The following is a 12,880-nucleotide window of genomic DNA, read 5'->3' as shown; positions in this document are numbered from 1 at the left end:
TAGACGGCCACGCTCGCGATCCCGGCGTCCCGGCAGGCCCGGGCCACACGGACAGCGATTTCGCCACGATTGGCGATGAGCACCTTGCGCACGATGGCTCTCTTCTCCTGACTGGTGAGGGGCGTCTGACGGAACAGCGGGCGCGCTGCGCACGGGCAGCCGGGCCGGGCGACCGGGAATCCGTGGTGCGGACGACAGGCACGCGTACGTGTGTCAGGCGTGCCCGAAGCGGAAACCGACGCCGCGGATGGTGATGATCCAGCTGCTCGAACCCAGCTTGCTGCGGAGGCTGCTGACATGGGTGTCGATGGTGCGGCCGGGCCGCGACCAGGAATCGTCCCAGACCTGGGTCATGAGCTGCTTGCGCGAGATGACCGTCTCGGGCTGGGACGCGAGCAGGTACAGCAGGTCGAACTCCTTGCGCGTGACCTCGACGGGCCCGCCGTCGATCCGCACCTGGCGCGTGCGCGCGTCGATGCACAGTGGTCCGCTGGTGATGACGTGCGCGACGGGAGGCCGCGGCCGTACGCGTCGCATGACGGCCTCGATGCGGGCCATCAACTCCCGGAAGCCGTAAGGCTTTACCATGTAGTCGTCGGATCCGGCCTGCAGACCCAGTACCCGGTCCAGCTCGGTGTCGCGGGCGGTGATGGCGATGATCGGGGTGTCCGAGGCGGACCTGATGCCACGGCAGACCTCCAGACCGTCGAGATCGGGCAGGTCGAGGTCGAGGAGCAGCAGATCGGCTTCGGTGTGGGCCCGGAGGGCCTTGGCGCCCGTGTCCACGCTCTCCGCCTGGTATCCGTGCCTGCGCAGGCCCATGACCAGGGACTCGGCGGCACGCGCCTCGTTCTCCACGACCAGGACGCGCAGTGCCGAACGGGTTTCGAGCGTGCGGCCGGGTGGTGAGGAGGCGCGCCGGGCGGACTGCTGGGCCGGTATGCGGCTTTCGAGTAGATGGGCGGTCTGCTGATTCATCTGCTGCTCCTGCACGTTCGTGCGGCACACACGCCGCGAGCCGACCGTTCCTCAAGAGAGTACAAACCGCATCGGCGGTTTGTCAAAGCTCTGCCAAAGGCTCGGTCATGGCATCGTGCGACAGGTCATCGGGCGGTCAACTTCCCTCCATCTTGACGCGATTGGCCGTTTGAGCTGCGAAGATCACTCTTATGGACCGCCACCGCCGAGCTTGTCACCCTGCCGCGAGACGCCGCCGCGATTTCAGGCCAAGCCATGCATCGCCGCTGGAAATCAAACCAAAAAGTTGGTTTCATAGGTGCATGATGCAGCCTCATTCCCGGGTGCTGGAGCCGCCGACTCCCGCCGCTGCCCGTCCGGGCCGTACCGCCTGGCTCGTCGCCGCCGAGAGGGGGCTCCGTTGACCAAGCAGGTACGGGCCGAGCGCACGCGCCACGCGCTGATCCGGTCGGCGGCCGCCGTGTTCGAGCAGTACGGCTATGCCCAGGCCAGACTGACCCTGATCGCGGCAGGTGCCGGAGTGAGCACGGGAGCGCTGCACTTCCACTTCGAGAACAAGGCCGCCGTCGCGGCGGCGGTGGAGGCCGAGGCCTCGCACGCGGTGCGCGCGGCCTCCCGCGGGGTCTACCGCAGGAAGAACACCGCGCTGCAGGCCCTCACGGACACGTCGCACGCCCTGGCCGACCTGTTGCGCCGGGACACCGTCACGCGGGCCGGTTTCCGGCTCAGCGATGACGCGACGCGCAGCGGTGAGGTGGACCTCCGTCGGCAGTGGCAGGACTGCGTCCAGCAGTTGCTGACGGAGGCGGCCGGCGAAGGGAGCCTCGTGCCAGGGGTGCCACGCGCCGACCTGGCCGCCACCATCGTCGCGGCCACCACCGGCTTCGAGGTCCTGGGGAGGCGCAACTCGGAGTGGCTGTCCCGCTATTCGCTGACCGGGTTCTGGCAGCTGCTGCTTCCCCGGCTGGCGACACCGGACGCGCTCACCCGCCTCGACCCCGCGGGCGCCGACTCCCTGGCGGTACCCGCCCGAAGCCTGCCGGACCACGCGCCGCCGCGACTGGCGAACCCTGCCCTCCGGTTCTGAACGAAGGCCCGAAGTGCCGGTACGGGGCGTCATGCGTCCCTCACGCGGTGTGGTTTCGGGGTCCACAACTCCTTGACAAACGGGATATCCGGTTTGTTATCGTCTGGTGACCACATCGGCGCGGCACCTCAGTCGATCCCGCTCCTTGTCCACACGGTTGCCGTGGGCACACTCATTCGAGGAGAACCGTGGACGCCCCACCCCGCCTCACCGGCCAGTCAGGTGCCGGGCTTCTGGAAGCCGTCGTCGGCGAGGGTTTCGCCGTGGCGCTGCAGGACGGCCTGACCCGGTCCGCGGCCGGCTTCTCCGGCAGCCGGGACCGGGCCCGGTCCCGCCGTGTCCCGCCGCGTCCCGGCGTGCTCGCCCGGCCCGCGTCCCGCGGCACCGCGCAGTCCGTGCTGTTGCCGGCCGAATCGGCCGCCGTCCTGCGCCGCTTCGAGGCGGCGCTGCCCGCGTTGCTGCACGACCGCGGCGCCGACGCGGCCACCCCTGTCCCCGTACTGCTCGCGTACGCGCGACGCGTTCTGCGGGAGGCCGCGCGGGCACAGGACCGGCCGGCCGGTGATGCCCCGCCCGGCACACCGGGGCCGGGCGCAGGGGCCCCGTGCCGCCGGACCGGCCCCGCCGCCGGTTCCGACTGCCCCGAGACGGCCGCCGTCTCCTCCCTGCTCATGGAGTGCGCGGTGCTGCACGTCCTGGAGGGCGACGACGGCAGCGGAACCGCACCGGCCCGCGCGGCCGGCCTCACCCGTACGCTCGGCCGCGTGATACGGGCGGACACCGCTTCCGTCCGGTCCGCGGACCGCCACCCCGACCGGCTCTGGCACGAACGGCGCCGGATCGCCCGCGACCTCCACGACGAACTGGGCACCAGTCTGGAACTGGCGTTGCGGCGGCTGGAGTCGCACGCCGCGGGAGCGGCGGACCCGGAGGGGCATCTGGCGGCCGTCGGCGCCTCACTGCGCGAGGCGACCGGCCACACCCGCGGCCTCGTCGAAGGACTGCGGACGCAGACGGCCGTACCACCGCTGGAGCAGGCCGTGCGGCGGTTCTCCACACAGGCCGCGCCGGCCTCCGTCACCGTGTCCGTCGCCACCGGCGGCGACGAGCGACTCGTCCCGGACGCATGGCGGTTCGAGGTCTTCCTCGTCGTACGGGAATGTCTGCGCAACGCCTTCACGCACGCCGGGGCCGACCGGGTGGCGGTCGCCTCGCGCGTCACCCGGCGGTGGATGTACGTCCGGGTCGAGGACGACGGGGCCGGTTTCGACCCCGCGCACCCGCTGCCGTCCGGGCGTCCTGGCCACGGCCTCGGCTCGATGAGCGAGCGGCTCGCGGAGATCGGCGGACGGATCACCGTCCGGGGCACTCCCGGCACCGGCACGCGCGTCGACATCCATGTCCCGCTCCGTCCCCAGTCCGCGTAACACCCTTACCGAGAACTCTTGGAGACAGCCCGTGGAATCCCAGCGCTGCCCCTTCGTCATCGACCCGTCCGGGCAGGACATCCAAGCGGAGATCGCACGGATCCGTGAGCGGGGACCGGCTGTGCCGGTGAGCCTGCCGGGAGGAGTCACGGCCTGGTCCGTCACCAGCGCCGAGCTGGTCAAGCGGCTGATGACCGATCCGAGGGTGTCGAAGGACGCCGAACGGCACTGGCCGGCCTGGATCAACGGGGAAGTCCCCCGGACCTGGCCGCTGGCCATCTGGGTCTCCGTACGCAGCATGATCACGGCCTACGGCGCCGACCACACCCGGCTGCGCAAGCTGGTGTCGAAGGCGTTCACCGCCCACCGCACGGCAGCGCTGCGGCCCCGCGTCGAGGCCATCACCAGCGACCTCCTCGACAGGCTCGCCCGGACCCCTGCCGGCCGACCGGTGAACCTGCGGGCCGCGTTCGCCGAGCCCCTGCCCGTCCAGGTGATCTGCGAACTCTTCGGCATCCCCGACAACTCCCGCGACCGGCTGCGCCGGCTCATCGACAACACGTTCCTCAGCTCCCTGTCCCCGGCGGAGGCGGAGGTGAACGGGCGGGAGCTCTACGCCGCCCTGCACGACCTGATAGAGGTCAAGCGGGCCGCGCCCGGTGACGATCTCACCAGCGGACTCATCGCCGCGCGCGACGACAGGGAAGGGAGCGGGCTCACCCAGCAGGAGCTGGTGGACACCCTCCTCCTCATGATCTCCGCCGGGTACGAGACCACGGTCAACCTCATCGGCAACGGCGTGTACGCCCTGCTCGCCCGCCCGGACCAGCTGGCACTCGTACGCTCCGGGCGTTCCTCCTGGGAGGACGCGGTGGAGGAGACCCTCCGTCACGAGCCGCCGGGCGCCCACATCCCACTGCGCTACGCCGTCGAGGACATCCCCCTCGACGACGTGGTCATCCGGGCGGGCGAGCCCATCCTCGTCTCCCTCGCTGGAGCGGGCCGCGACCCGGACGTCCACGGCCCGGACGCGGACCGGTACGACGTGACCCGGGCGGGCCGCCGCGACCACGTGGCCTTCGGGCACGGGGTGCACCACTGCCTCGGCGCCCCGCTGGCCCGCATGGAGGCCGTCATCGCCCTCTCCCAGCTGTTCGAGCGCTTCCCGGGCCTCGCCCTCGCCGAGCCCGACCACCGGCCGGAACCCCTGACGTCCTTCTTCTCCAACGGGCCTCAGCGGCTGCCCGTACTGCTGCGTCCCTGACGTCCTTGGCGTCCTTGGCGTCCCTGACGTCCCCGCGCCGCTACGGACGAGGGCCTTGCCGGAACGATTCGGCAAGGCCCTCGTCGCGTCGGCGCGTCAGGCCGCGAAGGCCGCCGCGTGGTCACGCGCCCAGGTGCGGTACGACCGCGCGGGGCGGCCCGTGACCTCCAGGACCGTGTTCCCGACGGTCGCCTTGACGCCGGTGAGCTGACGTACGGCGCTGTCCAGCAGGGCGTCCGCCACGGGCTGCGGATAGCGGCGCAGGAGCTGTTCCCGCGCCTGCCGGGGCGACAGCTCCTCGAACCGAAGCGGCCTGCCGAGCACCTCCGAGAGCTCTGCGGTCTGCTGGGCGGCGCTGACCGGCTCCGGACCCGACAGGGCGTACGACCTGCCCTCGTGGCCCGGTTCGGTCAGGGCCCGGACCGCCACTGCGGCGATGTCGCGCGGATCGACCGTGGCGTTGGGCGAGGACCCGTACAATGCGCGGACGACACCCTCGGACCGGATGCTTCCGGCCCACGACAGCGTGTTGGACATGAAGCGACGCGGACGCAGGAAGGTCCAGTCGAGCCCGCTGGCGCGCACGGCCGCCTCGTTGTCGCGCTGACGGCGGGTGACGAAGTCGTCCGCCCCCGGGTCGGCGACCGCGTGTGCGGACAGTTTCACCAGGTGGCGCACACCGGCCGCGCGAGCGGCGGCGGCGAACCGTTCATCGTCCGGCTCCGCCGGGCTGTTGGTCACCAGGAAGGCGGCCCGCACCCCCGTCAGGGCCCGGTCGAGGGACGCGCGGTGCGCGTACTCGCCGGCGACGACCCGGACGCGTTCCCCAGTCATCCGCACCCGCTCCGGCCGCCGCGCCAGGATACGTAACGGGAACCTGCCGGCGAGCAGGCGGGCGACCTCCCGGCCCACCGTCCCGGTCGCTCCGGTCACCAGGATCACGGGACCGGCCCCCCGCTCCCCGGGCCCCCTCACGCCCCGCCGCCCGGCGCGTCCGCGGTGACCGTGGAGCGGAACACGAGGCGGTCGTCCTGATGCCCGGTGACCTGGACCGTCCTCTTTCCCGGCTCCGCCCCCGGCAGCTCGTGCGCCTGGATCCAGCAGGGGCTGCCGAACTCGGCGTACCGGCTGAACGCTATGTCGCCGCTCAACGGCGCGAACGGCTCCGGGGCGACCACAGCACGGGCTGCCTGCCGGGCGGCCTCCAGAAGCAGCATGCCGGGTATGTGGTCGTTGGGACGCTGGAAGAGCGTGCCGTGGTCGGTGTCGACGCGCAGTCGCCACACGTTCTGCTGCGGCGAGGGCGAGAGCAGGACGTCGGCGGTGTCGGTGCGGCCCACCTGGTGCGGCGGCAGCGAAGGAGCGTGCGGCTTGCACGAGCCGGCGCCGGTGCGGCTGCCGCGCAGTCTGCGGTAGACCTGCGGGCTGGTGCAGTTGATCAGCCCCCAGCCGCTGCCGATGACCTGCCCGGCGCGGCGCAGCACGAGGTCGCTGCGCATGCGGGCCACGTGACCGGCGCGGTGGTGGACGTCGGAGCAGGTGACCTCCACGTCGATGTCGATGGGGGCGTCACCCGCGGCCATGTGTTCCGGGTGACCGGTGAACCCCAGGGCGGAGAGCAGGAAGTGGTGTCCGACGGGGACGCCCAGGCCGGCATGGGTGATCAGCATGGTCGTCTGCCGCATGGTCTCCACGATGAGCAGCGGGTCGTGCCGCCGGTCCTGTGCCGGTGCGAAGAACGGGTGGTCGTGGGGCCAGCGGGCGTTGACGAGAAACCGGTTCTCGTCGATGTGCGTCCAGGCGGTCGGGAAGGCGTCGCGCTCGTTGGTGCGGTGGACCAGCTCCATGGTCACCGGGTTGGCCTCCGGGCCGGCGGTCGGTTTGGCGGCCGTTGCGAGGGCCGGAGCTGCGGTGGCGGTCGGTGCGCCGACCGAACCGGCCTCCGACAGGTCTGTACTTATGTCCGAAAAAGCTGCTGTCGTCATGATTCTCCCCCAGAAAAGCATGTCGTTCGACGGCTACGTTCGATCGCAGACGCTGCATAAGATACATACCAAGCGGTTTTGTTTCCATGGTTGAGGGGAACCAAGTAGAAGGGGACATGAGAACGGCATGCCCCGGTAAGCAGGAAGGCTCCAGAACGTGGCAAAGCAGGACAGGGCGATCCGTACGCGCCGTACGATCCTGGAGGCGGCGGCGTCCGTCTTCGAGAAGCAGGGCTACCAGGCCGCGACGATCACCGAGATTCTGAAGACGGCGGGGGTGACCAAGGGCGCCCTCTACTTCCACTTCCAGTCCAAGGAGGACCTGGCGGCGGGTGTGCTCAGTGAGCAGGAGCCCGGACGGGGCGTGCCGCCCCAGCCGACCAAGCTGCAGGAACTGGTCGACGTGGGCATGCTGCTCGCCTACCGGCTCCGTACCGACCCCCTGGTACGGGCGAGCGTGCGCCTCACACTCGACCACCAGGCCCACGGTCTCGACCGGCGCGGCCCGTTCCTGCACTGGAGCGAGGCCAACCAGCGCTTCCTCGACGCCGCGGGGCGGCAGGGGGAGTTGCTGCCGCACGTGAACCCCCGGGCCACGGCCGAGCTCTACGTCGGGGCCTTCGCCGGGCTGCAGATGATGTCGCAGACCCTGAGCGACTACGAGGACCTCGCGGAGCGCCTCTCGGTCCTGCAGCACCACCTCATGCCCAGCATCGCCATGCCGGCCGTGCTGGCGTCGCTCGACCTGGCCCCGGACCGGGCAGATCGGATCTCCGAGACGGCCGCGGCGTCGTAGCGCGCCCCGCCGGAAACCGGACCACCCGGTTTTTTCGCAGGGCTGTCGATCCGATCTGCCCGAGTACGTTGAAGACTCCGGCAGACCTTCAACGTACTCGGGCAGATCGTCCGTCTGCGCCCTCCGAGGCAGCTCGACGCGGCGCGTCGGCCGCGCGGGCCGCCTCCGGCGCGAAGAGAGCCCCGGAGGCCCCGAGGGGCTCCGAGGCTCTCCCGCACCTCCGGGTCGGACCGGTTACGGCAGCGCGTGCACGTGCGCTCCCACCGCGTTCGACCACCCGTTGCCCGCCGTCGCGTCCCAGTTCGTGGACCAGGTCATCGCGCCCCGCAGGCCGGGGTACGTCCTGGACGGCTTGAAGGAGCCGCAGTTGACGGCCTTCGTCAGGCAGTCGAGGGCGTTGTTCACCACCGACGGGGAGACGTAGCCGCCGCCCGCCGCACGCGGGGAGGCCGGCAGGCCGAGGCCGACCTGGGACGGGTCGAGGCCGTTCTCCAGCTGGATGCAGGCCAGGGCGGTGAGGAAGTCGACCGTGCCCTGGGCGTACACCTTGCCGTCGCAGCCCAGCATCGTGCCGCTGTTGTAGTACTGCATGTTGACGACGGTGAGGATGTCCTTCACGTTCAGCGCCGTGCGGAAGTACGAGCCCGACGTCGACTGCATGTCGATCGTCTGCGGTGCCATCGTCAGGATCATGTCCGGGCCCGCCTTCGCCGACAGGGCGCGCAGGGCCTGCGTCATGTAGGTCGGGTTGAGACCGTTCTCCAGGTCGATGTCGACGCCGTCGAAGCCGTACTCCTGCATCACGGACCAGACCGAGTTGGCGAAGTTCGTCGCGGAGGCCGAGTCGTTCACCGAGACGGTGCCCTTCTCGCCGCCCACCGAGATGATGACCTTCTTCCCGGCGGCCTGCTTCGCCCGGACGTCCGCCTTGAACTGGGCGACCGTGTAGCCGTCGAGTCCGGCCGAGTCGAGGTTGAAGGTGACCGCGCCCGGCGTCGCCGTCGCGTCCGCGAAGGAGACCGCGATGATGTCGTACTGGGCGGACACGTCCGAGATCCTCTGTACCGTCGCCCCGTTGTCGAAGTTCTGCCAGTAGCCGGTCACCGCGTGCTTGGGCAGGTCGCCGCCCCCGCCACCGCCCTGCTCCGTCGTCCGGGCCGTCACCGCGGCCGACCTCGCCGACTCACCGGCCGCGTTCGTCGCCGTGACCTGGATGGAGTACGACGTGGAGGCCGCGAGGCCGGTGATCGTCGCCGACGTGCCGGTGACCGCCGTCACCTTCGTACCGTCGCGGTAGATGTGGTAGCCGGTGGCGCCCGGCACCGCGTTCCAGGCGAGCGACGCCGAGGAGGACGTCGTACCGGAGACGCTCAGGCCCGCCGGGGCCGACGGGACCGTGGGCTCCGGCTCACCGTCGCCGCCCCCTCCGTCCGGGCCGAAGACGGACAGGTCGTCGGCGTAGTAGGCCGACTGCCCGTACCAGCCGTGCGTGTACACGGTCACCGAGGTCGTCGAGGAGCCCGTCGTGAACTTCGTCGACAGCTGCTTCCAGGAGGCCGAGTCCGGGGTCCAGGCCGACACGTCCGTCGTACCCGTGCCCGTCGCGCCCAGGTACGCGTACCCGCCCTGGACCCACGCGCTCAGCGTGTACGTCGAGCCGGGCTTCACCTTCACCGTCTGGGAACACCGGGCGTTGTCCTGCCCGCTCGGTGACGCCTTGAGCGCGGCCGAGCCGCCGTGCGCCGGGGAGGAGACGCTCGTACCGCTGTTCGCCGAGCAGGACCAGTTGCTCAGGCCGGCCTCGAAGCCGGCGTTCTTCGCGTTGTTGACGTCCGCGGCGGACGCCTGGCCGACGGCCGCGACCGAGAGGGCGAGCGCGGCGGTGACGGCTCCCGCCCAGAACTTCGTCCGTCTGCCGAACCGTCTGTGCACGGGCTCCATTGAGGCCTCCGGTGGGGGAGTGGGGGCATTGGGGTAAAGGTGGTCCAGACCAATTGGGAGTGTCAAGGGGTAGGTACGGACCAAGTTCGCGACCGCTCGCCGGACCTGGCGCCTTCCGGGACGCACTTCCCGCACGCCCGGTCACCGCCCGGTCACCACCCGGTCGTCCACCCAAAAATGCTTAACCTGCCCCGATTTGCCGCACCTTGTGCAACACAAGTTGTTCCACAGCTACAGAAACGCTGTTCTCCGGCCGCAGACGCGTGGATACAGTGCTCAGGTAGTCACGCAGTGAAGTCATCCGGGTGTGCCGCAGTGACACCGGCAGACCGACGGGCATGGGGAGACGGGGAGCCGCGCGTGCCAACTGCCATTGCCGTGACCAGTGCCGACATGGCACTGCCGCCGCAGGACGAACGGACGCTGCCCGCGGTCGTGCTCCAGGATCTCGACCGGCGTCCGCTGGAGCACGCGCTGGCCGAGCTGCAGTCGCTGGTCGACCAGCACGGGCATGTGATCGTGGTGTGCTCGCCAGCCCTCCCGGAGAGCGTGGAACGACGGCTGCACACCGTCCGAGCCCTCCTGGAGACCGACCGCATCGCGCTGTTCCGGCCGCCCCTGCCGCCACTCGGACTCGCTGTGCTGGCCCGTCAGTTGCGGCAGCTGGCCTCCTGCGACCTCGGCCCCGGCGTCCTCGCCTCGGCCGGCCGCCTCCTCACCCACTACATCCACGCCGGCGCGCTCCTCGGCTCCGTCGCCCGGCTCGACCACGTCCCCGTCGGCCTCAAGTCGCACGCCAGGTCCTGGATGCCGGGCAGCCAGTTCGGCGTCGTGGCGCATCCCGTGCCGCAACTGGTGCGGATCGGCCCCGAGGCGGCCCTCGACGGACCCGAGTTCGGCACCTGGCTGCTGGTCGCCAAGGGGCAGCTGCCGTCCGACTGGGTCGCCGGCACGCTCGCCCCCTCCTGGCGCGTGCAGGGACTGCGCGAGATGCCGCTGCCGGCCGAGTCCCCCGGTTGGTGGGGCACCGCAAAGGTGACCGAGTTCTGCGCCTACCTGCCCGACCTCTCGGTCCTCTACCAGTTGGTCACGTCGGTGCGGCAGAGCACCTGCCACTGGTGCGGCATCGACGTCATCGGCGACCGGTGCGTGTTCTGCTCCGCGACACCACCGGTGTACGACACTGCGCCGGCGTTGCCCGGCGGCCGGGACGCCGCCCTCGGCCACCGCCGGGAGAGACGAGCCCTCACCGGGTAGGCCGCACCGCGCGGCCTCCCCGGTGGCCGCACCGCGCGGCTCCCCTCGCTCAGCCCGCCCGCCATCCGATCCGGTTCGACCGATTCCCCCAATGAGGTTGCACGGCACATGAACTCCCGTCAGCGCCGCGGCATCATCCTGCTGATCCTGTCGGTCCTGAGCGCCCTCGGTGCCTTCGCCGGCGTGCTCTCCGTCGTCAACGACGTGAAGTCCAAGGTCGGGCCCGAGGTCACCGCGTACCGGCTGAAGGACGACGTGCAGCCCTACACGCCCCTCGGCGCGGGGCAGTTCGAGAAGATCGAGATGCCCGAGCGCTGGCTGTCGAAGAACGCCGTCACCGACCTCGGCCAGGTCCGCGGCAAGATCGCCGTGACGACGCTGAAGAAGGGCTCGTTGCTGCAGAACGACATGATCGTCGGCCAGCCCGCCCTGCGGCCGGGGCAGCAGGAGGTCGCCATCATGATCGACGCGGCGACCGGCGTCGCCGGCAAGATCACACCCGGCTCCAGCGTCAACGTGTACGCCACCTTCGAGGGGGAGCGTGAGGGCGACCCCGCGCAATCCAAGATCATCGTCACGAACGCCAGGGTCATCGACGTGGGCGACCTCACCTCGCTGAAGCCCGACGAGAACAGCCCGGACCGGGAGCCCACCGACGCCGTCCCCATCACCTTCGCACTGTCCACCATCGACGCCCAGCGCATCACCTACGCCGAGTCGTTCGCCCAGCGGGTCCGGCTCGCGCTGGTGGCGCCCGGCGGCGACACCACGGTCCCCGACAAGGACCGGACGTACGAACTCGCGAAGGACAAGTGAGAGCCCGTATGCCCACGAGGATCCTCCCGGCAGTCGGCGACCCGGACGCCGTACGGTCCATCACGACCCTGCTCAGCCAGCTCCCGGACGCCGAACCGGTCGCGCCGGTGACCGACTCCACCCAGCTCGTCGACACCCTCGCCCGCCTCGCCGCCGAGTCGGTCGACGAACTGCCCGAGGTCGTGATCGTCCACGAGCGCATCGGTCCGGTACCGGCCCTGGAGCTGATCCGCGAGGTCGCCCTCCGCTTCCCCGCCGTCGGCGTCATCCTCGTCACCTCCGACCCCGGCCCCGGCCTCTTCCAGGCCGCCATGGACTACGGCGCCCGCGGCCTGGTCGCCCTGCCACTCGGCTACGAGGAACTGGCCAGCCGCGTCCAGGCGGTGGCCCAGTGGTCGGTGGGCGTACGCCGGCACCTCGGCAGCGCCGTCGACGTGTTCACCGGGGCCGGCGGCACCGTCGTCACCGTCAGCGGCGCGAAGGGCGGCGTGGGCGCGACCATGACCGCCATCCAACTGGCCCTGGCCGCCCAGGCGTCGGGCCGGCCCACGGCCCTCGTCGACATGGACCTCCAGGCCGGCGACGTCGCCTCCTACCTGGACGTCCAGTTCCGCCGCTCCGTCGTCGACCTCGCCACCATCACGGACCTCTCCCCGCGCGTCCTGGCCGACGCCGTCTTCCGCCACGACACCGGCCTCGCCCTGCTGCTCGCCCCCGGCGAGGGCGAACGCGGCGAGGAGGTCACCGACCGCGCCACCCGCCAGATCGTCAGCGCCCTGCGCGCCCGCTACGAGGTCGTCGTCCTCGACTGCGGCGCCCAGCTCGGCGGGGCCGGCGCCGCGGCCGTGGAGATGGCCGACTCGGCGCTGCTGGTCACCACCCCCGACGTGGTCGCCGTGCGGGGCGCCAAGCGGGCGGTGCGGATGTGGGACCGGCTGCAGATCCGCAAGGCGGAGGAGACCACCGTGGTCGTCAACCGGCACACCCGGGCCACGGAGATCCAGCCCCCGCTGATCCAGAAGATCACCGGCACGGCGGTCGCGGCCACCACGGTCCCCGCCAACTTCAAGGAGCTCCAGGGGGCCGTGGACGCCGGCCGCGTCCACGAACTGGACAGCAGGGGCACGGTGAAGCAGGCCCTGTGGGCCCTCGCGGGCGAACTGGGGCTGGTCAGGGCCGCCGAGGCGGACCACCGCAAGGGCGGCGGCCGGTTCCGCGGCGGCGACCGGGGGTCGGTGGGCTTCCGGCGGCGGAAGGACGGTGCGGGATGAACGCCTTACGGCGCCGGCGCCGGCCCCGGGACGCCCGGCTCGCGGGAGGGGACGGGCG

At 71.3% G+C, this 12,880-nt stretch carries 12 protein-coding genes; 7 read left to right on the top strand and 5 right to left on the bottom strand.

Features of this window, described 5'->3' with window-relative positions; genetic code table 11:
- Both ACIQ1J_RS21715 and ACIQ1J_RS21710 read right to left on the bottom strand, forming a co-directional pair.
- The coding region (locus ACIQ1J_RS21715) for a biotin carboxylase N-terminal domain-containing protein (protein ID WP_308427085.1) at nucleotides 1-92 on the bottom strand (92 nt) is incomplete at its 3' end.
- A gap of 121 nt (nucleotides 93-213) precedes the next feature.
- Nucleotides 214-978, bottom strand: coding sequence for a response regulator transcription factor (locus ACIQ1J_RS21710; RefSeq protein WP_403558824.1), 765 nt, complete (start codon nucleotides 976-978; stop codon nucleotides 214-216).
- A 400-nt stretch (nucleotides 979-1,378) separates the two neighbouring features.
- On the opposite strand from ACIQ1J_RS21710, the gene ACIQ1J_RS21705 reads away from it, so the two are divergent.
- The 3 genes from ACIQ1J_RS21705 (at nucleotide 1,379) to ACIQ1J_RS21695 (ending at nucleotide 4,756) form a co-directional block, all read left to right on the top strand.
- The gene (locus ACIQ1J_RS21705) at nucleotides 1,379-2,065 is read left to right on the top strand and encodes a ScbR family autoregulator-binding transcription factor (RefSeq protein WP_403558822.1); all 687 of its coding nucleotides are present in this window, start codon (nucleotides 1,379-1,381) and stop codon (nucleotides 2,063-2,065) included.
- 188 nt (nucleotides 2,066-2,253) lie between these two features.
- Complete coding sequence (locus ACIQ1J_RS21700; RefSeq protein WP_403558820.1) at nucleotides 2,254-3,492, top strand: sensor histidine kinase; 1,239 nt, start codon at nucleotides 2,254-2,256, stop codon at nucleotides 3,490-3,492.
- A gap of 31 nt (nucleotides 3,493-3,523) precedes the next feature.
- Nucleotides 3,524-4,756, top strand: coding sequence for a cytochrome P450 (locus tag ACIQ1J_RS21695; protein ID WP_403558818.1), 1,233 nt, complete (start codon nucleotides 3,524-3,526; stop codon nucleotides 4,754-4,756).
- Nucleotides 4,757-4,852: 96 nt separating this feature from the next.
- Here the strand turns inward: ACIQ1J_RS21695 and ACIQ1J_RS21690 are convergent, their stop codons facing one another.
- Nucleotides 4,853-5,698 carry an NAD(P)H-binding protein gene (locus tag ACIQ1J_RS21690; protein ID WP_403558816.1) on the bottom strand — a complete coding sequence of 282 codons (846 nt, stop codon included), beginning with the start codon at nucleotides 5,696-5,698 and terminating at the stop codon, nucleotides 4,853-4,855.
- Nucleotides 5,699-5,727: 29 nt separating this feature from the next.
- Nucleotides 5,728-6,741 carry a ScbA/BarX family gamma-butyrolactone biosynthesis protein gene (locus ACIQ1J_RS21685; RefSeq protein WP_403558814.1) on the bottom strand — a complete coding sequence of 338 codons (1,014 nt, stop codon included), beginning with the start codon at nucleotides 6,739-6,741 and terminating at the stop codon, nucleotides 5,728-5,730.
- A gap of 157 nt (nucleotides 6,742-6,898) precedes the next feature.
- On the opposite strand from ACIQ1J_RS21685, the gene ACIQ1J_RS21680 reads away from it, so the two are divergent.
- Nucleotides 6,899-7,537, top strand: a complete 639-nt coding sequence (locus tag ACIQ1J_RS21680; RefSeq protein ID WP_403558812.1) for a ScbR family autoregulator-binding transcription factor — start codon at nucleotides 6,899-6,901, stop codon at nucleotides 7,535-7,537.
- Between the two features lie 234 nt (nucleotides 7,538-7,771).
- Here ACIQ1J_RS21680 and ACIQ1J_RS21675 read toward each other — a convergent pair whose 3' ends face one another.
- A complete protein-coding gene (locus tag ACIQ1J_RS21675; protein ID WP_403558810.1) occupies nucleotides 7,772-9,478 on the bottom strand; it encodes a chitinase in 1,707 nt (568 codons plus the stop codon).
- Between the two features lie 360 nt (nucleotides 9,479-9,838).
- On the opposite strand from ACIQ1J_RS21675, the gene ACIQ1J_RS21670 reads away from it, so the two are divergent.
- The 3 genes from ACIQ1J_RS21670 (at nucleotide 9,839) to ACIQ1J_RS21660 (ending at nucleotide 12,822) form a co-directional block, all read left to right on the top strand.
- Nucleotides 9,839-10,735: a hypothetical protein gene (locus ACIQ1J_RS21670; protein WP_403558808.1), complete on the top strand. Its 897-nt coding sequence runs from the start codon at nucleotides 9,839-9,841 to the stop codon at nucleotides 10,733-10,735.
- 108 nt (nucleotides 10,736-10,843) lie between these two features.
- Nucleotides 10,844-11,551 carry a Flp pilus assembly protein CpaB gene (gene cpaB, locus ACIQ1J_RS21665; protein WP_403558806.1) on the top strand — a complete coding sequence of 236 codons (708 nt, stop codon included), beginning with the start codon at nucleotides 10,844-10,846 and terminating at the stop codon, nucleotides 11,549-11,551.
- 8 nt (nucleotides 11,552-11,559) lie between these two features.
- Nucleotides 11,560-12,822, top strand: a complete 1,263-nt coding sequence (locus ACIQ1J_RS21660; RefSeq protein WP_403558804.1) for a CpaE family protein — start codon at nucleotides 11,560-11,562, stop codon at nucleotides 12,820-12,822.
- The last annotated feature ends 58 nt before the right edge of the window (nucleotides 12,823-12,880 follow it).

Origin of the sequence: Streptomyces sp. NPDC097107, assembly GCF_044762405.1 — a bacterium.
Classification (GTDB): domain Bacteria; phylum Actinomycetota; class Actinomycetes; order Streptomycetales; family Streptomycetaceae; genus Streptomyces; species Streptomyces thinghirensis.
This window is presented reverse-complemented; position numbering and strand designations above follow the sequence as displayed.

Bases quoted from the DNA above. Each gene is read 5' to 3' on its own strand.
- cpaB (WP_403558806.1), top strand. From the start codon at position 10,844: ATGAACTCCCGTCAGCGCCGCGGCATCATCCTGCTGATCCTGTCGGTC.
- ACIQ1J_RS21685 (WP_403558814.1), bottom strand. From the start codon at position 6,741: ATGACGACAGCAGCTTTTTCGGACATAAGTACAGACCTGTCGGAGGCC.
- ACIQ1J_RS21660 (WP_403558804.1), top strand. From the start codon at position 11,560: ATGCCCACGAGGATCCTCCCGGCAGTCGGCGACCCGGACGCCGTACGG.
- ACIQ1J_RS21675 (WP_403558810.1), bottom strand. From the start codon at position 9,478: ATGGAGCCCGTGCACAGACGGTTCGGCAGACGGACGAAGTTCTGGGCG.
- ACIQ1J_RS21710 (WP_403558824.1), bottom strand. From the start codon at position 978: ATGAATCAGCAGACCGCCCATCTACTCGAAAGCCGCATACCGGCCCAG.